This is a genomic window from Clostridium senegalense JC122 (assembly GCF_000285575.1).
Classification (GTDB): Bacteria; Bacillota; Clostridia; order Clostridiales; family Clostridiaceae; genus Clostridium_J; species Clostridium_J senegalense.
Window position 1 is genome coordinate 790,189 of sequence record NZ_HE611050.1, and the last position, 21,404, is coordinate 811,592.

22 protein-coding genes are annotated in these 21,404 nt (G+C 26.3%); all 22 read right to left on the bottom strand.

The window, feature by feature from the left end:
• Positions 1–54: 54 nt before the first annotated feature.
• Positions 55–381, bottom strand: a complete 327-nt coding sequence (locus tag CSGHG_RS25025; RefSeq protein ID WP_081496226.1) for a TaqI-like C-terminal specificity domain-containing protein — start codon at positions 379–381, stop codon at positions 55–57.
• Complete coding sequence (locus tag CSGHG_RS25030; protein ID WP_010293005.1) at positions 378–515, bottom strand: hypothetical protein; 138 nt, start codon at positions 513–515, stop codon at positions 378–380. The genes CSGHG_RS25025 and CSGHG_RS25030 overlap by 4 nt, the downstream gene beginning before the upstream one ends.
• Positions 516–916: 401 nt before the next feature.
• The gene (locus CSGHG_RS25035; RefSeq protein ID WP_010293006.1) at positions 917–1,804 is read right to left on the bottom strand and encodes an HsdM family class I SAM-dependent methyltransferase; all 888 of its coding nucleotides are present in this window, start codon (positions 1,802–1,804) and stop codon (positions 917–919) included.
• A gap of 192 nt (positions 1,805–1,996) precedes the next feature.
• Positions 1,997–2,632: a cyclodeaminase/cyclohydrolase family protein gene (locus CSGHG_RS04350; protein WP_010293007.1), complete on the bottom strand. Its 636-nt coding sequence runs from the start codon at positions 2,630–2,632 to the stop codon at positions 1,997–1,999.
• A 21-nt stretch (positions 2,633–2,653) separates the two neighbouring features.
• Positions 2,654–3,889 carry an imidazolonepropionase gene (hutI, locus tag CSGHG_RS04355; RefSeq protein ID WP_010293008.1) on the bottom strand — a complete coding sequence of 412 codons (1,236 nt, stop codon included), beginning with the start codon at positions 3,887–3,889 and terminating at the stop codon, positions 2,654–2,656.
• Positions 3,890–4,179: 290 nt separating this feature from the next.
• Positions 4,180–5,076 carry a glutamate formimidoyltransferase gene (ftcD, locus tag CSGHG_RS04360; protein WP_010293009.1) on the bottom strand — a complete coding sequence of 299 codons (897 nt, stop codon included), beginning with the start codon at positions 5,074–5,076 and terminating at the stop codon, positions 4,180–4,182.
• A 29-nt stretch (positions 5,077–5,105) separates the two neighbouring features.
• Positions 5,106–6,677, bottom strand: coding sequence for a histidine ammonia-lyase (gene hutH, locus CSGHG_RS04365; RefSeq protein WP_010293010.1), 1,572 nt, complete (start codon positions 6,675–6,677; stop codon positions 5,106–5,108).
• 259 nt (positions 6,678–6,936) lie between these two features.
• A complete protein-coding gene (locus tag CSGHG_RS04370) occupies positions 6,937–8,367 on the bottom strand; it encodes an MFS transporter (protein ID WP_010293011.1) in 1,431 nt (476 codons plus the stop codon).
• A gap of 46 nt (positions 8,368–8,413) precedes the next feature.
• Positions 8,414–8,851, bottom strand: a complete 438-nt coding sequence (locus CSGHG_RS04375; protein WP_010293013.1) for a MarR family winged helix-turn-helix transcriptional regulator — start codon at positions 8,849–8,851, stop codon at positions 8,414–8,416.
• Between the two features lie 557 nt (positions 8,852–9,408).
• Positions 9,409–10,518, bottom strand: a complete 1,110-nt coding sequence (locus CSGHG_RS04380; protein WP_328284732.1) for a glycosyltransferase — start codon at positions 10,516–10,518, stop codon at positions 9,409–9,411.
• Between the two features lie 164 nt (positions 10,519–10,682).
• Positions 10,683–11,390 (bottom strand): WecB/TagA/CpsF family glycosyltransferase, encoded by a 708-nt coding sequence (locus CSGHG_RS04385; RefSeq protein ID WP_010293016.1) that lies wholly within the window; start codon positions 11,388–11,390, stop codon positions 10,683–10,685.
• Positions 11,391–12,044 carry a sugar transferase gene (locus CSGHG_RS04390; protein ID WP_010293017.1) on the bottom strand — a complete coding sequence of 218 codons (654 nt, stop codon included), beginning with the start codon at positions 12,042–12,044 and terminating at the stop codon, positions 11,391–11,393.
• A 91-nt stretch (positions 12,045–12,135) separates the two neighbouring features.
• Positions 12,136–13,164: an O-antigen ligase family protein gene (locus CSGHG_RS04395; RefSeq protein WP_026022222.1), complete on the bottom strand. Its 1,029-nt coding sequence runs from the start codon at positions 13,162–13,164 to the stop codon at positions 12,136–12,138.
• 16 nt (positions 13,165–13,180) lie between these two features.
• Positions 13,181–13,393 (bottom strand): hypothetical protein, encoded by a 213-nt coding sequence (locus CSGHG_RS22505; RefSeq protein ID WP_010293020.1) that lies wholly within the window; start codon positions 13,391–13,393, stop codon positions 13,181–13,183.
• A 93-nt stretch (positions 13,394–13,486) separates the two neighbouring features.
• Positions 13,487–14,518, bottom strand: a complete 1,032-nt coding sequence (locus CSGHG_RS04405; RefSeq protein ID WP_010293021.1) for a glycosyltransferase family 2 protein — start codon at positions 14,516–14,518, stop codon at positions 13,487–13,489.
• A gap of 35 nt (positions 14,519–14,553) precedes the next feature.
• Positions 14,554–15,036, bottom strand: a complete 483-nt coding sequence (locus tag CSGHG_RS24110; protein WP_010293023.1) for a glycosyltransferase family protein — start codon at positions 15,034–15,036, stop codon at positions 14,554–14,556.
• A complete protein-coding gene (locus CSGHG_RS24115; RefSeq protein WP_010293024.1) occupies positions 15,026–15,664 on the bottom strand; it encodes a hypothetical protein in 639 nt (212 codons plus the stop codon). Before CSGHG_RS24115 ends, CSGHG_RS24110 begins: the two co-directional genes overlap by 11 nt.
• A 111-nt stretch (positions 15,665–15,775) precedes the next feature.
• Positions 15,776–17,122, bottom strand: a complete 1,347-nt coding sequence (locus CSGHG_RS19865; protein ID WP_010293025.1) for an O-antigen polymerase — start codon at positions 17,120–17,122, stop codon at positions 15,776–15,778.
• Between the two features lies 1 nt (position 17,123).
• The gene (locus CSGHG_RS04420; RefSeq protein ID WP_010293027.1) at positions 17,124–18,200 is read right to left on the bottom strand and encodes a leucine-rich repeat domain-containing protein; all 1,077 of its coding nucleotides are present in this window, start codon (positions 18,198–18,200) and stop codon (positions 17,124–17,126) included.
• Positions 18,201–18,204: 4 nt separating this feature from the next.
• The gene (locus CSGHG_RS04425; RefSeq protein WP_010293030.1) at positions 18,205–19,509 is read right to left on the bottom strand and encodes a flippase; all 1,305 of its coding nucleotides are present in this window, start codon (positions 19,507–19,509) and stop codon (positions 18,205–18,207) included.
• 17 nt (positions 19,510–19,526) lie between these two features.
• A complete protein-coding gene (locus CSGHG_RS04430) occupies positions 19,527–20,591 on the bottom strand; it encodes a glycosyltransferase family 4 protein (protein WP_010293031.1) in 1,065 nt (354 codons plus the stop codon).
• Positions 20,592–20,650: 59 nt separating this feature from the next.
• Positions 20,651–21,391 carry an acyltransferase gene (locus CSGHG_RS04435; RefSeq protein WP_026022224.1) on the bottom strand — a complete coding sequence of 247 codons (741 nt, stop codon included), beginning with the start codon at positions 21,389–21,391 and terminating at the stop codon, positions 20,651–20,653.
• Positions 21,392–21,404 lie beyond the last annotated feature (13 nt).

Consider the following 21,404-nt stretch of genomic DNA (forward strand, 5'->3'; position numbering starts at 1 on the left):
TGGAGATTATTTGCCTATAGTTTTATAAATGAACAATAAACTTTCATATCAATTTTATTGTTCATTTATTAATTCAATTTCTTTATCATTAAAATTAAAATATTCATATAATTGTTGCTCACTTGAAAGTTCTTTTCCTTTAATATTAGGTATATATAGTCTCATAAGATTATTAGGATAATATTCATATAAGTCTTCTCCAAGTTTTTTTGCAAAAGTTTTAAAATAAAAATCATAAATTTTGCTATTTAATATAAACAATAAGTCTTCATATCTAAAATTTTTATTTTCTTTAAGCCTTAATGCGTAAACATCTGCACTAAAATAACTACCATTATCTAAAGAAAACTTATTAGCAGATGCCTTGAATGGGAATATTATTTTTCTTCTTCAAAAATTTCTTTATTTCTTCCCCATTGAAGTTGATACCATTTTCTGACCCCTTTTATACACTCTCTTCTTTTACTTAGTTTTTCTTTATATTGTCTTATATGATTTATTGCATTAGGTTGCATTTCTTCATCTTCTATTAAATCAGAGTATATTATATAATTTTTTCTTCTATTTACTTGATTTTTCTTTATAAAGCTTCCTTTTATCCAAGGTTTTAATAATTCCTTTTCTATATTTTCACATTTTATAGTTTCTTCATCAACAACAAAAGCCTTATCGCATCCTGTAATAATTCCTTGATGGCTAGTACAAATATCTGATAATTGAAACTGGCAAAAACTTTCTATTTTTTCTACAATGGATTTTATATCATTGCTTCTTAAAATCCATCGTTCTCCATTTAATGTAGACTCACTTATTAAAAATTTTTTATAAGCATCTCCCTGGTTTAAAAATAAAGAGTTATAAAATTTATCATCCTTACGACCTTTATCAGATAGCGGTTTTATAATTTCTACATCCCTTAAACTATTTTTTCTTTTTCTATAAAAATAATTACTGGGTCTATACCTACACCTTTAAAAGGCCTGACCCCATAAAAATCTATTATTCTTATTATGTGAGTATTTTCTCTTAATGTTTTTCTTAATTCTTTACCGCTAGATGATTCTAAAAAATATCGTGATGTTATAAATGATAATTTTCCTTTTACTCTTAATAAGTCTAATGACTTTTTAAAAAAACAATATGATAAATCACTTTTATCTTTGAATATATCTCTAAATCGTTCTTTTAATTTTAACGAGTATTCTTTATCTATTTGCTTAGGTCCTACATATGGAGGATTTCCTATAAATATATCAAATCTTAAATCTTCTTCTAAAAATAAAAAATCCTTATTGCCAAGATTTTTATCATATATATAATTACTACAACTGAACAAATCTATTTGTAAAATTTTTAATGCAACTTCATCTATATCAAATCCATATAAATTATTTTCTATAATATGTCTAGTTATATCTTTTTCCAAAATATTGATACCATTAACTTTATTTATATTAGATAAGTTCTCCTTATACATTTTATATAGGTGTGTAAAACATGGAATAATCAAATTACCAACACCACAAGAAGGATCTACTACTTTAATATATGGATTATTTATCACATCTTCTTTAGTGATACTGCTTTCAACTATATATTTAGCTATTGGATATGGAGTATATACAATCCCCTTTTCTTTATTTTCTTTTAGACCTTCATAATAATATTCTCCAATTAAATCATCTTCTTTTAATTTAATATTTTTTTTAAATTTCACTATGGCAGTTTGTTTAAAAATTTCATCAATTGGAGTTATTAAAAGATTATATAACTCCATAACTTGCCTTTTAAAATCAAAGTCCATAACTTCCCCTCATCTTTTCTCAATATTCAAACAATTTTCTTAATTTAGTATATCATAATTTGTAAAATTATTGAAGTATATCTGTAAATAAAAGGGTTTATATCAAAATGATACAAAAAAGTCACTCTAAAATAGATTTAATTTTCTATTTTAAAATGACTTTTTATATTTGTAAATTTATTAAATTAATTTCTATAGCTTACTTTCAACTATAGCTAATATCTCATCTCTTCTTGCTCTTCCGTCATTAACCAAATGTTCTATTTCTGTTTTTACGTTTTTTACATATTCTTCATCTTTTATGGAAGTTACATTAATTTTTACATTTAATATAGCTGCTTCTAGACCACTTTGAGCCATTAATGCCGCTACTCCAGCATCTGAAACTGCATTTTTATTTCCATATTTAGCAACTGATAATATATAATCATATAAGCTAAATGTCTTTTTAGCAGTTTTTAAAGGTACTTCTAATGAACCCTTATAACCCAACTGTATTTTAGCACTTCTAGCTTTTTTTTCTTCATCACTTTCTTTAGGCATTTTAAATGCTTTCATAAGTTCTAAAAATACTTCAGTATCTTCATTCATTAAATCTAAGAATTCATCTTTAACAACATCACAAACTTTTAAGCTATTATCTACTTGAAGTTTTTCTTCTTCACTAAGTGCTTCATAAGATTTTTTTCCTATTGTTAAATTGCATACCATAGATACTAATGATGCTGCTAATGATGCTGATACTGCTGAAACACTACCGCCACCCGGTGCAGGTGAATTTGATGCAAGTTCACTCATAAATTCTCTAATTGTTTTTTTATCTAACATATTTTCTTTTCGCCTCCCTAATTAATTTCCAACAACAATTTTACCATTTTTTATAACTTTGTCTACTGCATTTATACCAAAATGATAAATTAGGTAATTTAAATTTTTAGAATTAAATATAACTATATCTGCTTTCTTATTTTCTTCTATACTTCCAATTTGTTTTTCACGATTTATTGCTGCTGCTGCATTTATAGTCATTGCATTTATTATTTCTTCTGGGAACATCCTCATGCCAAATGCTGCAAATGTCATAACTGCTTGCATAGATTCAGTTGGTGAGGTTCCAGGATTACAATCTGTAGCTAAGGCAACAGCAACGCCATTTTCTATCATATCTCTAGCTCTTGCAAAACTTCCAACCATAAGGTAAAAAGCTGTGGAAGGAAGTAATACTGCTATTACATTATTATCTGCTAAAGCCTTTATTCCATCATCACTTGCTGCTATAAGATGTTCTGCAGAAATTGCCTTAACTTCTCCTGCAAGTTCTGCTCCTCCCATTGGTTCAACCTCATCACCATGAACCTTTGGTATAAGATTAAATTTCTTTCCTTCTTCTAAAAATTCTCTACACTCTTCTACTGAAAATACACCGTCTTCACAAAAACAATCTATAAACTCAGCTAAATTTTTATTTGCAATCTCTGGAATCATTTTTTTTGCAATTTTTAAAAACTCTTCTCTATTATTTTTAAATTCTGCTGGAAGTGCATGCAATCCCATAAAAGTTGAAACTACATCTACTGGATGACTTTCATTTAAAATTTTATTTGCATTAAGCATTTTTAGCTCTGTTTCTAAATCAAGACCATATCCTGATTTACTTTCAACAGTAGTTGTTCCATATTTTAGCATTATATCCAATCTATTTTTACTTTCATCAACTAATTCCTGTAATGAAGCCTTTTTTGTATTTTCAACGGTACTTAAAATCCCACCACCAGAATTTAAAATTTCTATATATCCTACTTTATTTAATTTTAATGGTAATTCTTTTTCTCTTGATCCACTATAAACTAAATGAGTATGAGGATCTATAAGTCCTGGTGTAACAGTTTTTCCTTTTCCATCGATTAACTTATCACAATCATTTAAATGTTTTTTATAGCCATCGCCTTGTCCAACTTCAACTATAATATCATCTTTTACAATGATATATCCATTCTCTATGATATGAGCATTATTCATATCATTTTTGGTCTTTCTATGACTACCTTTGCAAGTCACCAAACAGTCAATTTCTTTTATTATCATTGACATACTAAACACCTCAATTTTAAATATATAAAAAGACAAGCTCGTATTTAAAGTTATATTTTAATCTAAAAACAACTTTTTTAAAGAGTTTTGCTGAATCTAAAGTGTTCCCGAGCATGTCTCACTCTTTTGGGTATCCAAGTTTTAAAATATAAACTTTAAAGTCAACTTAGAACCCTATACATCTTCAAATGAAAGCATATAAATACAAATACTATACCCAATATTCCTGTTAAATAAATAAGAATACTAGTCTATTATCTATTTTTTATGCCTAAATTTATAAACTATTCACTAATTCTTTTTTCTAATATTTGATCCATTGAAAAGTTTTCTATTTGAAGATAATATTCTGCACAATCTATTAAAGATTTCATCGGTACAAGCCCTATAACTTCACTACCTACTACTGAAACGCCGTATCTTTTTGCTTCCATTTTAATCATTTCAAAAGCTCTGTAAACTGCTGTCTTTTCATAGTTTACAAGATTCATAGAAACTTGAGCTATATTTCTCTCTTCTAACATAACTCCCATAGCCTTAACAAATCTTAATCCACCACCTAAATGTCTTACTGTTTTAGCAATTTTATCTGCAATTTCAACATTTGATGTATCTAAGTTTACATTGAAAGCTACTAATGGTTGTCTTGCTGCTATTGCAACACAGCCACCTTTAACACTAACCTCTTTAGGACCATAATCTGGTGCCCACATTTCTTCTTTTATTTTTTCAAAAAATCCTTCATATTGTCCTTTTCTAACTTTTGCTAGATTTTCTCTATGTGATGCTGTAGCAGCTTTTTCATATAAATATACTGGTATATTAAACTTTTCTCCTATTGTTTTACCAACTCTATTAGCAATTTCAACACATTCTTCCATAGTTACTTCACTTATTGGAACAAATGGAACTACATCTAATGCTCCCATTCTAGGATGTCCACCTTCATGTGTACTCATATCTATTAATTCATAAACTTTTTCAGCCATATTTATTATTACTTCTTCTACTTTGCTTGGCTCTCCAACCAATGTAACAACACTTCTATTGTGGTCTGTATCACTAGAATAATCTAATAATTTAACCCCTTCTTTGCCTCTAACAGTGTCCATTATTTTTTCAATTTTTTCTCTGTCTCTTCCTTCACTAAAGTTTGGAATACATTCAATAATTTTTGCCATACTATTACCCCCAAATATTTTTTATATCATTAGTATTTTATATCTACTATGTTATTTACAGCAGATAATATTTCGCCTGATTTTATTAAATCCAATACCTTATCTAACTCTTTATACATAACAACATCATTCTCTATAAATCCTACATTTTTTCTTATTGCATCATAGCAAGCTTTAGTGCCTTTTCCTAAATTTAAATCAGTTCTAAAATCAATAGCTTGGCATGATGCTAATAATTCAGTAGCTAATACTCTTTCAGCATTTTTTAGTATATCTCTAGCTTTTCTTGCTGCTATTGTTCCCATACTAACATGGTCTTCTTGGTTAGCTGATGATGGTATAGAATCTACACTAGCTGGATGTGCTAAAACTTTATTTTCAGAAACTAATGCTGCTGCTGCATATTGAGTAATCATGAATCCTGAATTTAGTCCACCATGTTTAACTAAAAATGCAGGTAAATCATTTAATTGATAGTTTATAAGTCTTTCTAATCTTCTTTCGGAAACATTTGCTACCTCAGCAATTGCAATTCCTAAGAAATCAGAACTTAATGCAATTGGTTGTCCATGGAAGTTTCCTCCAGATATAACATCGCCTTCTTCTGTAACTATTGGATTATCTGTAACAGAATTTATTTCCGTTTCTATAACAGATTCAACATATCTTATAGCATCTTTAGATGCACCATGTATTTGTGGAACACATCTTAATGTATAAGCATCTTGAACTCTTAATTCCCCCTGACGAGTTACAAATGTACTACCATCTACTAAGTTTAATATATTTATAGCTGTTTTTTGTTGTCCTGAATGATTTCTTATTCTATGAGTTCTGTTATCATAAGCATCTTTTATTCCTCTTAAAGCTTCTAAAGTCATTGCTGCTGATATATCACTAAGTTTTAATAAATTTATAGCATCATATGTTGTTATAGATGCTACTGCTGTCATAACCTGTGTACCATTTATAAGGGCTAATCCTTCTTTAGAAACAAGTTCTATTGTTTCTATTCCAGCTTTTTTCATAGCTTCTTTTCCAGACAAGATTTCTCCATTTAACTCTGCTTCACCTTCACCTATCATTGGTAAAACCATATGTGAAAGTGGTGCTAAATCTCCTGAAGCTCCTAATGAACCTTTTTCTGGTATTGATGGATGTACTTTTTTATTTATCATATCTATTAGAGTTTCTAATGTAGATAACCTTATTCCTGAATATCCTTTTGAAAGGTTGTTTGCTCTTAGTAACATTATTGCTCTAACATACTCTCTTTCTAAATTTTCTCCAAATCCACATGAGTGAGAGATTATTAGATTTCTTTGTAATGTCTTACAATCTTCTTTTGTTATAGTTACATCTGCAAATTTACCAAATCCTGTAGTGATACCATAAACAACTTTTTCATCATCAACTATTTTATCTACTATGTTTCTAGATTTTATGACTCTTTCTTTTGCCTCGTCGCTTAACTCTACAAAATAATCATTTCTTGCAACATCTATAATTTGTTGTAAGTCTAAATCTTTTCCATTTATAATAACCTTTTTATCATTTTCTAAAATAGTTTTACCTTTTTCTTGTCCTGTAACATTGCTCATATCTAATTGCCCCCTTTTGATTTATATATAAACTAAATTTAGATAAAATATTGCATATAATTCAGATAATCCCTAAACTTCCAAATTTTGCAATTAACTCTTATTTTATATCTTTATACTACATATTCTTTATATTTTTTAATTCCCCTTCAAAAAATAAAAACTAAATTGTCTGAATATTTTTAACTTAGTAAAGTTATAAATTATTTTTACAAAAAAACAAGGTTTAACTCTTTCTAGTTAAACCTTGTTTTTAAGCTTATTTATCTATTTTTGATTTAAATTTTGTTTTATCTATTAAAGATATTAAAAATCCAACAAAACATCCTATTGCTGCAACAATATAAACCCATCTCATTCCATATATAAATACATCTTCTCTTCCTTCTACATAGCTTAATACTCTATAACCAATTTTATAACTCATTCTGTTATACAAAATAGATGTTGCAATTGAAACACCAAATACAAACCCTAAATTTCTAATAAGAGCATTAATTCCACCAGCTATTCCTAATTTACTTTTTTCCACTGAAGACATAACTAAATTATTATTAGGAGATTGAAATAATCCACTTCCTACTGCTACTACAGCCAGTATAGCAATAATAATTACAAAAGTTGACTTTTCATTTAATGTAGCCATTCCTATTAACCCTAAAGTTGTTATAACAAGTCCAATTAGTGTAAGTATTTTACTTCCTATCTTATCTGATAAATATCCACTTAATGGTGCTACAATAGTTAATACTATAGGATATGCCATCATCATAAACCCTGTTTTAGCAGGTGACAACTTTAATACATCCTGAAGATAAAATGGCTGAATTATATTTATACAACTAATTCCTATAAATGCTACAAAAGCACAGAATATATTAATTGAAAAAGTTTTATTTTTAAATATAGACAAATCTACCATTGGATTTTTAATTTTTAATTCTAACCTAATAAATAAAGCAAAACATATTAAAGCTATCACAAATGATATTATTATCTTTATGTTCCCATATCCTATTTGTTGACCTGTAAGCATTGCCCAGAATAATGTAATTATGCATATCAAAAAAAGTAATGCACCTTTTATATCTAGAGTTTGATTACTAGTTGTCGTATCTTTAGGTAAATATTTTAATGCTGCTATAAATGCTATTATACCTATAGGTACATTTATTAAGAATATATATTCCCAACTTACTACAGATATTATAAGTCCACCTAAAGGAGGTCCAAGTAATGTTCCTAGTGCAACAAATGTGCCTGATATTCCAATTGCTCTTCCTCTTTCATTCGCTGGGAAAATCTGAGTTATTATTCCCTGACTTGTGGACATAGTCATCGCTGCACCTATTGCTTGAATAACTCTAGAAAATATTAAGAAATCTAATGTATTTGATATACCACATAATAAAGAACCTAAAACAAATATTAAAAAACCATATTTAAATACATTGGTTTTCCCTTTTATATCTCCAAGTCTTCCAAATATAAGTATTGTAGCTGAAATTATTATAAGATAACTTGTAACTACTTGTTCTATTCCTGCCATTGATGTACCTAAATCTTTTGACATAATTGGCAACGCTACATTTATTATACTACTATCTATACATGCCATAAATGGAGACATAACTACTATAGCAAGTATTAACCATCTATTGTTATGTATATATTTTTCATCTTTTGTCATAGTTTAATTTCCCCTCCTCAATTAATTTAAATTCTTATCTCTCTATTTAATACTTAGTATTAAATTGTTCAACATTTTTGTACATATTTTCTAATAAGCACTCTGCATTTTTTTTCTCTGTTTCTTCTAATCCATCAGTTATCATATTTAACCATCCATCAAGTTCATTTAAAATACCTGGAACTATAGCCTTAGCATTATCAGTAAGATATAATTTATAAGCTCTTGAATCCTCATTATTAACTATTTTTTGTACATACCCAATTTCTATAAGTTTTTTTATAGCTCTTGCTGAAAAAGATTTGTCTACTTTCACATATTCACTTAAGATATTCTGACTTATTCCTTCGTTGTTATATAGAACCAAAATAAAAGGGTAGGTTCCAAAACTCAGATTATATTTTTTTAATGCTTCATCTATGTATCCTTGAGATGCCCTATATATTATAGCCACATATTTTAATAAAAAACTTCTTTTATCCATCTATGCACCTCCTTATTTTTCATCTAAATTTAAAATTTAACTTTATCCTCATATATAGGGTTCCAAATTAAATCTTAAACTTATTCATTTATCAAATGATAAAACTCAAATTAATATTTTTTCAATAGCTAACAGATTATTTTAGTTAAGAGTTAAGAGTTAAGAGTGAATAGTAAACAGTTGTGGTTATTACTACTCACTTCGTTCCTAGTAATTCTCAACGTATCTTTTTATAAATTTGCAAAGCAAATTATATTGATAGATTTTTTTAAATCATTTTCAGAAAGTGGTTGTCACTTTCATCCTAAATTCTTAATTCATAATTCATAATTCATAATTTTTAACTAACTATATTTATACTTATTTTTCTCAACTGATAACAAAAATTTGATGTATAAATTTAAGTTATAGATTGCACCCCTATAATTGCTTTGTTAATATTTTTAAAATATATCACAGTATAGTTGACTAGTCAACTATATCCGTATTAGTCTTATTTTAAAAAATATTTCTACAATTTGAATAAAATTACTATATAAAAAACACTAGATAATTATCTAGTGTTTGTCCTTTAAAATTTCTTTATAAAAATTATGATATTTTTGCCAAAATCTACTCATTGTAAATTCTTTCAGTACTAAATTTTTAATATTATGTCCTAAAACTTTTAAATTTTCACCCTTATCATAAGCCTCTAACATACTTATATAAATATCCTTTTCACCTTGTGATTTTATCAATATTCCATTATTAAAATTTATTATATTTTCCAAATCTCCAACTTTGGTAGTTATCACTGGAATTTCCATAGCTGCTGATTCAAGCATTGCTAATGGTGGAGCTCCCCCTTCACTGTAAGATGCTATAATTGTACAATCACATATTTTTAGATAGTCCCCTACATTTTCAACAAATCCACCTAAAATAACTTCTTTTTCCAAGTTCAACTCTACTATAAGTTCTTTTATTCTGTCTTTTGATTCTCCATCTCCTAATAAAAGCAACTTAGAATTTTTATTATCATTATTAAATTTAGCAAATGCTCTAATTATATTTTCATGATTTTTTATAGGATGAAATCTTGCAATAACTCCAAAAACAAAATCATCTTCATTTATTTTAAATTTATTTTTTAATTGATCTGATGATTCTTTTTCAATAAATTTATTAATTCTTATACCATTATTAACTACTGCTTTCTTTCCTTCAAACTGCTTTTCTTCTAAAAGTCTTAATAAATTCTCAGAAACTGTAATATAATTTTCAAAACTCTTCAACCCTAATGAACTTAATGGTGTATATAAATAATACTTAAATTTATTATTTAAAAAATCATATCTATAATCACTATGAACTGTTGCTACAGTTTTACATTTTATTTTATTTTTTATAAAAAAATGTATTAAAAATGGTGATGCTCCATGAAAGTTAACAATATCTATATCATTTTCTTCTGCATATTTTACTATTTCAGTATTTATAACTTTCTTCTGAAAAATTTTATAATTTATTTTTGTATTTTTTACTTTATTAGATAAATATCCTTCTCCTACACAACCTAAAACATTTTCAAAATACTTATTATCCTTGCTACATAAACTTAATACATGACTGGCTCCTCCGCCATTATCATTTCCCGATATAATATGTAAAACCTTAATTTTAATCCCCTCCTAAAAGTTTAAAGAGAAATAAAAAGCAATTTATATTTTTAGTTTAATCAGTATATTATATAATACTTTAAAATAATAATCTACACTTTAAAAATAAGTTACAATGTCAAATTATATTATATTCTTTTATAAAAAAAGAGCATAATATGCTCCCTATTCTACCTATTTTTTATGGTAGTGATTAAAAATTTAGGTATAATACCTAATCTTTTTATTCTCGAAGGATTTTTTAATGTTCTATAAAGCCATTCCAATCCACAATCTATCATCCATTTAGGTGCTCTATTAACTTTTCCAGAAATCACATCAAAGCTTCCACCGACACCCATATATATACTACATGGCAAACTTTCCATATTTTTTATAATAAATTCTTCTTGCCTTGGTGCACCCATTGCTACAAATATAGCATATGGTTTCTTTTCTTCTATTTCTTTCGTAATATGTGTACAGTTGCTCATCTCAAAATATCCATTATGACTTCCGACTATATTTAAATTTTTATATTTTTCTTTTAATTCTTTTTTACAGTCTTCTAAAACTTCTTCATTTGCACCTAATAAATATATACCTTTATTTTCCTTATTGCAAACTTTAATTATTTCATCCATTATTTCAATTCCAGCCAATTTCTCTTGTATAGGGTTTTTTACTATTTTTGATGCGATAATAGTTCCAATTCCATCTGGAATTATTATTGATTTTTCTGATGTGAAAAAATCAAATAATTTTTTATTATTTAATCCTAGATTTAATATTTCAGGATTTCCAGATACAATATTTATTTTTTCTTTTGAAAAAACTTCTTTAATAAGCTCTTCTTTTGTTCCTGAAAAAATATCATAATCTAATAATTTTATTCCCATTTAAAATGCCCCTTCACTTTTAAACACTTTTACAACCGTTTGGAATAATATTTTTATATCTAATAATAAAGAAAACTTCTTTATGTACGTTAAATCATAATAAACAGTTTTGCCAAGTTCTATTTCTCCTCTTCCATTTACTTGTGCAAGTCCTGTTATCCCAGGTAATACTAATAATCTTTGATAATAGCTTTCTGGATAATATTTTACAACATCAGGTATCTCTGGTCTAGGACCAATTAGACTCATATCCCCTTTAAGAACATTAAATAATTGTGGTATTTCATCTAGGCTAGTTTTTCTTAAAAATTTTCCACTTTTAGTAACTCTATTGTCACTTTTGCTCTGAAAAACAAAATTATCCATATTTTCAGGATCTATTTCTAATTCTCTTTTTGATTCTGCTGAAACTACCATAGTTCTAAATTTCAATATAGTGAAATTTTTACCATCCTTGCCTACTCTCACTTGTTTAAAAAGTGCTGGTCCTTTTGAATCTAATTTTATCCATGCCCACAATATTATAAATATTGGAGATAATATTAATATACCTATAATTGATAATATTATATCTGAAATTCTTTTTATCCCAAACTGTATAGCTTTCCCTCTAATTTCACTATAAGCGTCTATTTTTATGTCATTTGCGTCCATTGTATCCCTCCACATCATCTATTTATAAACATTTATTCTTTATTTTAATACTTGCCATATTTTAATTTTATAATTCTATAAGATTATAAAATTAATTATATATTTTCAAATCATTAAACAAAATACTTTCTGATAATGCTATAAACAACCAAAAATAAGTAGTTGTTTGTGGTGAAAAAAATAGATTATCTAAAAAGTTCATAGCTAAAAAAGCTATACTAGATGCCATAACTCCCATGAAAAATAATTTATACATTTTATTATGAGAATTCTTATAAACTCTAACTACACTTCTAATAGAACTTACAATAACAAGAACAAATGAAATTATTCCTAATATCCCTAGTTCACTTTGAATTTTTAAATATGAGTTATGACTACTAAATCTATGGTAATCTTTGTATCTTAATTCTGGATATTTTTCAATATATTGATCATATAGAGCTACATAATTACCATTTCCTATTCCTAATATGGGATTTTCTTTTATCATTTTTCCTGCTACCTTCCACAGCTTTATTCGTGGGTCATTTAATACAGATATTTTAATGTTGGAAAATCTATTTATTAAAGATTTATCAAATAAAATTATCGGTACAAATATTATAAAAACAGATAAAAATTTATAATTATATAAAAATGCTAAAACTAAAAGTCCTATGATAAATCCAACAGTAGCATTTCTTGAATAAGTTAAAAATATATTTATAACTATTAATAATGATGTTATAATGTAAAAACTTTTACTTTTTTTATTATTTTCATTAAAAATCAACATAAATATAGGAAAGAAACTTAAAACTAAATATGCTCCTAATCCATTTGGATTTTCCATAGTCGATGTAATACGTGTTCCTTCTGAAGATATAAATATTGGATCTAATCCAATCTTGGTAAAATACTGTATACCTCCATATACACATAAAATTGCCGTTGTACATACAAAACACTTTATTATGTTTTCTATACTTTTCTTTTCTTTTACTTCATATTTTACTATAAATACTAAAGCTATATATGTTACAAATCTAAATGTTTCTTTTAATGCTAATCCTTTTTCTGCAGAATATATTGTTGAAAAAGCCATAACTATAGCTAGTACAATTATACTAATACCCAAAAATGAAGTTATAAAATTATTTAAATTCGAATAAAGTTTTTTCTATTATTTTATTTTTTAATGAATATATAGCATAAATAAAAATAATTAACATTAATATAATATCTGGAACTTTACCTATAATCCCTAGTTTATCATTTATTATAGGCAAAATTAATACATATATACAGATTAAATAATATAATAATTTAGATGTTTTATTCATATTATCACCAACTCTTTTTAACATTTAAAGTGCCCATACCTAAAGGAAGGGCCCTTAAACCTTATAAATTATACTTTCACTAATATGCTCTATTGTAAGTATTTTTTTCTAATTAATCTATCTTGAAGTCTTAGTATTTTTATTTATCCTTTTATTTGACTTTAGCAGATAAAAATTTACTAATCCATCTAAAAATCCTATACCATAGCTAAAATGTAATATAGGAAAAACTATAGGAATATATTTTAAAAGCTTTCTTTTACCTTTGGTTATCTTAAATGAAGATATTAAATCTCCTATTAAGTATAAAGCTAAAACTACCATCCAAATATAAAATATAGGTTTGAAAAATAAGCTTAGTACAGCTGCTCCTATATTTCCTAAAACAAATGCCATTGGTACTAGATGTCTTATAGATGGTGTGCCTCCATGCTTTTGCATCACTCTAACTTTCCAAAAACCATATTGAAAATATTGTCTCCAAAGTTTTTTAAAAGATCCTCTACTATAATATGTAGATTTAATTGTTGGAGATAGTAATATCTTATATCCACCTTTAGTAACTCTAAAGTTAATTTCATCATCTTGATTTCTAACTAATTCATCATCAAAATAACCTATATCTTCCAAAACCTCTCTTTTATATGCACCAAATGCTACTGTATCTACAAACATTTCCTCTTTTGCATATCTAAATAATGCATTACCTACACCAAACGGTGAACTCATTGCCAAGGCAATAGCTGTTCCTTTATCATTTTCACTAATAGTTTCTATGGGACCACCTACACAACCTACCTCTTTATTATTAAATAATAAATTCATATTATTTTCTACAAATTTTTCATCAGCATATGCATGAGCTCCAAATATTATTATGCTATCAGCATTACTATATCGTATTCCTTCATTCATAGCTTTAGGAGCCGTTAATCCTTTGTTATCAACTAAATGTATATTGTCATATTTATCTTCATATTCTTTAATTAAATCTCTTGTACCATCATCAGACATTCCATCACAAACTAAAACTTCATATAAATCTTTAGGATAGGTCTGATTTACAAAAGAATCTAAACATTCTTTTATGTAGTTTTTTTCATTTCTACAAGGAATGACTACTGAAACGGTATGTTTATCTATCTCCATCTTTATCTCCTTTGCAATTTTTTTACATCACCAATTTAAAAATTACTTTTCATAAGTTGATCTTTAACTTCTCTAGCTCTTTGTTGCCAAGTATTTCTTTCAAATACTTCATTCATATTTTTAAACTTAAATTCTAACTCACTTCTATGTTCATATATTTCTTTAAGTTTATTTTTTATAGAATCTAATTCATATTCACATGTATATCCTATGTTATTTTCTTCAATAAAACGTCCACCTATGCCACCTTTAACTGCAATTATAGGTTTTTTATGGGATAAATAATAAAATAGTTTCATAGGCATTGCAAATTTCCAATAATGTGATGGTTTAGTCAACAAACAAAACACATCTGCATTTTTAGCCTCTTCATCTAATTCTTTATCCTTTAAATGAAGTATTTTTATTCTACTATTAATATATTTTTTATATTTATTTTCCACGCTTTTCCATTCATTTTCTCTACAAACTATAGTTAATGTATAATTTTCATCTTCATTTATAACTTTAAAAACCAAACTCTAAATCATATAATTTTCCTAATCCACCACTATAAAAAATATTAATTTTATCATTATATACTTTATATTGATTATCCTCACAATCAATATAATCACATCCTGATGGCAACTTTATTCTTTCATAATTATATCTTAATGGTATGTATTTTCCCATTTCTATAGATGGTAAAAACATGACATCTAAAATTTTATTATACATAAATAAATCATAATAATAGAAAATATATGCTACTGTTCTTTTTAGAAAACCTACACTTTGTTTATATTGATCAAATTTCCAATGAATATCCCTATAAAATAATCCTATCTTTATATTGTTTTTTTTACAAAATTTCATAAAAGAAAAATCCATTAAAGGGAAAATAGGCAAATGATTTTTTTCTGTTAGAAGCGTTGGTTCTGTAGAGCTTTCACTATATACAAAATCATATTTTATACCTTTTTTTACATTATTTTTTATAACTTTAATCTTTTCTTTTCTTTCTTTTCCATATCCACTAACAACATCAACGTCATATCCAATATCTTTAAAAGCTTGAATCATTTTCATAGGTCTTATTTGAGAAGCTGCTGCATAATTTTTATCTATTTTAAATGGAATATGAAATATACACTTTTTCTTCATTTTTTCCTCCAATTTATAGTTCCAATAATTGGTTATAAAATTTACCTAACTATTAATATAGATAAGCTAATGAATTTACTTAATTAATCCATTTATGCTTATCTATATATTTTAATTAATTTTAATATTAAATTTATCAAATATTACAGATGAATATTTAATAAACAATAATAATCCTACAATACTAATAGTACTAGAACTATATATAAAGTCACAGAATCCACCTTGACTAGCAATGGCAAAATTCGATGTTAAAACTGCGAACAAAGTTATATTTATAGGATCCTTTTTACACTTCAAGAAGATTACAAATATGCCTCCAAATAATATTCCCATATATATAGCTGCGAATACTACACCTTTCACTCCAAAATTAGCAAAAGCTTCTCCAACAAACATAGCATTCATAACACCGGCTATGCCTTTATATACGTTTCTGCTTCCATAATACCCCATTACAACTTTTCCAGATCTTACATGACTTTTTCCAATTCCTAAAAAATGTAAAATCGAAGGTGAAAAGCTGCGTCCCATAAGTAATGGCACCCCTGACGTAAATAAATCTATATGAAACATCAGAGTAACTGCTTGGGTATATATAGTTCTTCCAAGTGGTCCTTCATAGATACTAAATATATTATTTAATCTTCCATTTAAGGCATACATTGCAAATATAATTGCTCCAAGGAATACAATTAGTGGTGCAAAGAATTTTAACTTTATTCCACCTTTTACATATATGTATATAATTATAAATACAAATAAGTAAAATACTACTGGTGCCTTAGCAAAATTGTATGTTTTTATTAAAAGCGAACTTATAAATAATATAGAAAATAATATTTTCCATTTTTTATCTTTAACAGTCATACAAAATGTAAAAGCTAAATAAGATAACATTGGGATGAATGTTAATACAAAAATATTTGCTACATATGATGTTATATTTGATATTCTAATTCTTTCTAAAGCTAAATCCAAATTAGGATCTTTAAATATTAGTTTAAAGATTGGTATATAACCAATTCTAACAAACATATATGTCATTACCATTATGCAAAATGCTGATAGAGATGCTGTAATTAAAAATACATTTTTTTCATTACTTGTCTCAACTTCTTTTTTTAAATATATATCATAGTCTCTTTTAGCATTAACTTTAAATATTTTCTCAATTAATAATATAGTTAATGGCATTGCTATAATAGTAAACAATAATAAATAAAAAGTTTTATCTATATTTTTATCTTCTATTATATATCCAATCATATAGTGTTTTCTATCGCCTAAATAAGCTAAACTAACTCCGATATATGCTTGTAAAATAATAAGATAAAATGTATATGAAATTAAATTTAATTTATTAGGCATTAAAGTACCTGCTGCCTTATAAAATAAATAGGCAGAAAGTGCTACTCCTGAAAATATTAACATTAACTTGAAAAATATAATATCCATATTACTTATACCTTTCCTCTAGTAGATATAGTTTTGTTTCATCATCTGCTTGACTGAATTTATTAACTAGATGTTTTATAGGCTCTCTATTTACATCTTTATCTAAATAAATTTCATTAAGCTTTTCCATATTGGAACATACACTTATATCTTTTACTAAAGTTAATCTTAAATTTAAGATTTCTATATTTTCTAAATTTGCTATCTCATCAATATTACTTATGTCATTATAAGAAATATTTAATTCTCTAAGTTTTTTATTATTTTTTATAAAATCTAAATTAGTTAATTTATTCGTTGATAATTGTAATACTTCTAAATTTTTTAATGGTGATAAATCTGGAAGTTGTGTTATTCCATCATTATTCATTTTTAATTCTTCTAAAGAAATTATTTTATTTATAGAATTTACATCATTTATATAATTAGATGTTATATCCAAATCTCTTAAATTTCTCAAATTAGTTAATGCATCTACTGATGTTATTCTATTGAGGGTTAAATTAAGTCTTTGTAAGTTTTGAAGATTAGATAAAGGTGTAATATCTGATATATTGTTCTTCACTAAATTTAACTCTACTAAATTATTTAGTGATGATAGTGCACTAATATCTGTGATATAGTTACTACTTAAGCTTAAATTCATTAATGTTTCTATTTTTCCTAATGGAGTTATATCATATATTTTATTACCATTAAATTCTAATATCCTTAATTTAGGTAATTTACTTAAAGGTTCTAAATCTTGTATTTTATTTTTATCTAAATTTAATTGTTCTAATTCCTTAAAATTTTCTATTCCTGTTAAGTCTGTTATTTCACATTCTGATAAATTTAGTTTACTAACCTTTTCAGTATCTTCTATATATATATCTCTACCTATAATGTTTAACTCTTTCTTAATAGATTTTTCTAATTTTTTATCTGCAAAATTTATTACAGCCGTATCTGGATCAAATTTTCTCCATGTCATCATTAAAGTAATTATTAAACTTAAAATTATAATACTTACAATGGCTATAGATAATTTATGTTTTATTATTTTATCTTTAGATACTTTTAAATCCACTTTTTTCATTTTATCACCTCTTAGCTAGCCTTGCTTTTATTGATTTTACTACTCTACTTTTTATTTCTTTATCAATATCAGTAATTCCTAATAAATGTTTAGCCGAAATTTTTTCTTTAAATATATACATTCCCAAATATATAAAACCATATACTGTGTATGATATGGTAGATGCTATTGCTGCCCCATTAATACCCCATTTAGGAATTAACATTATATTAAAGGCAAAATTAATCATAAATATTGAAAATGCAATAACCGTATGTATATATGGTTTTCCTATGCTTTGAAAATATCCTCCTGAAACTTTTCCAATAGAAGCAAATGCTATCCCTATAAACAATATTTGAGTTGGAAGTTGAGATGATGCATATTCCTCTCCATAAAGCCAAATAATTAATGGACTAAATATTATTGCTCCTATCGAAAAAATTAGAGTAATGTAAAAAACATACTTAACCGTAAGCGCAGTAGTAATTTTTCTTTGCTCATGTGCATCATCTGAAATATTATATAATCTTCCAGTTATAGCAGTTCCTACGCTAGAGGGAATCAAAAATAACATCTCTGCTAAAGTAACAGATACGCTGTATATTCCTAATTGTACTTGTCCTAACATATCACGAACTAAAAATTGATCTAATTTATAATTTAAGAAAACAAATAAATTTCCTAAATATATCATTCCACCAAACTTAAGCTGTTCTATTAACAATTTTTTATCATAAGAACTTAAATTTAACTTATATGCTCTTACATTTCTAAATAATAACGGTATTGTTATTAATATAAATATAAGTTGCACACCTAAATAAGATATTAAATTCAACCATCCTGTGAAAACCAAAACAAGTAATACTGCGGTCTTCATAAAAGTATTTTTTAAGTTTATATTATTTGCCATATATATTTTTTCATCAGCAACATAATAAGATGTAAATAAATTTGCAAATAATGATCCAATAATAGTAACTATCATTATTCCTATTATCAGCCAACTATAATTTAAATTCCCACCTATCTTCCATCCAATAATAATCATTGTAATTACTAAGGATATAGCAATTATAGTTAAAATATTAGTATTAAATATATCCTGTGGCGAACTTTTACTTTTCTTATAGAAATAAGGTAATGAATATGTTATTCCTAAATGGCCATATTCTGATATGGTTGATATAATTAAAGTTAAATATGCCAAATCACCTTTTCCACTTGGACCTAATTGTCTTGTTATTAACAAGCTAGTAATAAAAGAAAAACCCATTATCATTATTTGTGTGATAAAATTACTAGCTATATTTTTAGCATAACTCAAATTCAAATACCTCCAAATTATAATCTTTCATATAAATCTGACATTGTTTTAACATTTTGTTCCCAATCATACATATCTAACACTACTCTTCTACCTTCTTTTCCCATTTCTTTAGCTATAGATTTGTTTTTATATAAATACTCAATTTTATCAGCTAATTCATTTTCATTTTGTGGTTCAAATAGAAGCCCTGTTTCATTATCTTTTATAACTTCTTTTAATCCACCACAATTTGAAGCTATTACAGGTCTTTCACACGCTGATGCTTCAATTGCAGATACTCCAAAACTTTCACTTAATGAGCATAAACACATAACATCAACTTTATTTATATATTGTGGAACTTCTGTATTTTTAACTCTTCCAACAAATTCAACATTTTTATTTAAATTCAATTGTTCAGTAAGATTTATAAGATTTTTTCGCTCACTACCATCACCAATAATTTTTAATTTTATACTCGTATCTTTTGTTCTATCAATAACTATTCTTAAAGCCTTTATTAAAGTATCTATACTATAAATTTTTTCAAGGCTTTTTGCTATACCTATAGTCATGCTTTCTTCTTCGAAAATCTCTGATATCTTACTAAATAAATTAACATCCACCCCAAAAGGTGTAATTACAATTTCTTTTTCACTATTATAACTTTTTATTTCTTTTGCCATGTCATAACTTGTTGAACATAACACATCTGCTTTATTAAATACATAATTCAGTATTTTTTTATATATCCCATTTGATTTTGGGAAAAGATATACATCACTTCCCCAAACTGAAACTACAAATGGTCTAACACCACTTACAGCTCCAAAAAAACCGTAACTAGATGCATAATAACTATGTAGTATGTCTGGATTTATCTTTTTTACAAGTTTTTTAACCTTACGCGCTAAGAAAATGTAACTACTTTTATTCTTATACATGGGCTTTAAAACATAGGTTTTTACGTTTCCACTATATTTATAGTCACTTTCCCTCATGCTTATTAAATGTATATCATAATTTAACCCTGAAAAATAATCTAACCATTTTTGTGTGTGAATGCTATCAGCATCTGCTAATATACATAACTTAGTCATATACACACCCCTTATTCTTTCATATTATACTAAATCTAAAACTAACTTTTACAAGCTATTTATTGATTTTTTAAAAGTTGGTCTTCTGGAACTTCTCTAAATACTTTTGCTGGATTTCCTAATACTATTTTTTCCTTTGGGGCGTCTTTAGTTAAAACACTTCCTGCTGCTACTAACGCATCCTCTTCAACTATTTTTCCCGGTAAAATTACAGCTCCAGCTCCAATTCTACCACCTTTTTTTACTGTTACTCCTTTAAACTTTCCAAATCTTTCTTTAGAACGTGCTGCATAATTATCATTTGATGTTGCAACACATGGTGCGATGAATACATTATCTTCAACTTCTGAATATGCTGTTAAATACACATTTGTTTGTATTTTGCAGTTATTCCCTACTTTGCAGAAGTTTTCAATAGTAGTACCTCTACCTATTATATTTTTATCTCCTACAGTTACATTTTCTCTTATTGTTGCCATATCAGCTATAAGAGTTTTACTTCCGATAGTACATCCAGCATAAATTATAACAGATGCACCTATCAAACATTCCTGTGAGATTTTAGCTGGTTCTAATTTTTCTTCATCTTTAAATATGCTATTTACACCTCTCATAGGTAATTTCCCAATAATTGTATTATCATCTATTCTTACATTTTCACCTATAATAGTTCCATCATGAATAACTACATTGTGTCCTATAATACAATTATCACCTATAACTACATCATCTTCTATAACAGCAAATCTTCCTATTTTTACATTTTGTCCGATTTTACTTTTATCTGAAATATAATTCATCATCGTTCTCACT

Coding starts and splice junctions, on each gene's coding strand:
- CSGHG_RS04375 (WP_010293013.1), bottom strand. CDS start 8,851: ATGGATAAAAGAAGTTTTTTATTAAAATATGTGGCTATAATATATAGG.
- hutH (WP_010293010.1), bottom strand. CDS start 6,677: ATGAGCAATGTTACAGGACAAGAAAAAGGTAAAACTATTTTAGAAAAT.
- CSGHG_RS04390 (WP_010293017.1), bottom strand. CDS start 12,044: ATGGACGCAAATGACATAAAAATAGACGCTTATAGTGAAATTAGAGGG.
- CSGHG_RS04420 (WP_010293027.1), bottom strand. CDS start 18,200: ATGAAAAAAGTGGATTTAAAAGTATCTAAAGATAAAATAATAAAACAT.
- CSGHG_RS04385 (WP_010293016.1), bottom strand. CDS start 11,390: ATGGGAATAAAATTATTAGATTATGATATTTTTTCAGGAACAAAAGAA.
- CSGHG_RS04435 (WP_026022224.1), bottom strand. CDS start 21,391: ATGAATTATATTTCAGATAAAAGTAAAATCGGACAAAATGTAAAAATA.
- CSGHG_RS24115 (WP_010293024.1), bottom strand. CDS start 15,664: ATGAAGAAAAAGTGTATATTTCATATTCCATTTAAAATAGATAAAAAT.
- CSGHG_RS25030 (WP_010293005.1), bottom strand. CDS start 515: ATGCAACCTAATGCAATAAATCATATAAGACAATATAAAGAAAAACTA.
- CSGHG_RS04405 (WP_010293021.1), bottom strand. CDS start 14,518: ATGGAGATAGATAAACATACCGTTTCAGTAGTCATTCCTTGTAGAAAT.
- CSGHG_RS04430 (WP_010293031.1), bottom strand. CDS start 20,591: ATGACTAAGTTATGTATATTAGCAGATGCTGATAGCATTCACACACAA.
- CSGHG_RS25035 (WP_010293006.1), bottom strand. CDS start 1,804: ATGGACTTTGATTTTAAAAGGCAAGTTATGGAGTTATATAATCTTTTA.
- ftcD (WP_010293009.1), bottom strand. CDS start 5,076: ATGGCAAAAATTATTGAATGTATTCCAAACTTTAGTGAAGGAAGAGAC.
- CSGHG_RS22505 (WP_010293020.1), bottom strand. CDS start 13,393: ATGTTAAAAAGAGTTGGTGATAATATGAATAAAACATCTAAATTATTA.
- hutI (WP_010293008.1), bottom strand. CDS start 3,889: ATGATAATAAAAGAAATTGACTGTTTGGTGACTTGCAAAGGTAGTCAT.
- CSGHG_RS19865 (WP_010293025.1), bottom strand. CDS start 17,122: ATGGATATTATATTTTTCAAGTTAATGTTAATATTTTCAGGAGTAGCA.
- CSGHG_RS04350 (WP_010293007.1), bottom strand. CDS start 2,632: ATGTTAGATAAAAAAACAATTAGAGAATTTATGAGTGAACTTGCATCA.
- CSGHG_RS04370 (WP_010293011.1), bottom strand. CDS start 8,367: ATGACAAAAGATGAAAAATATATACATAACAATAGATGGTTAATACTT.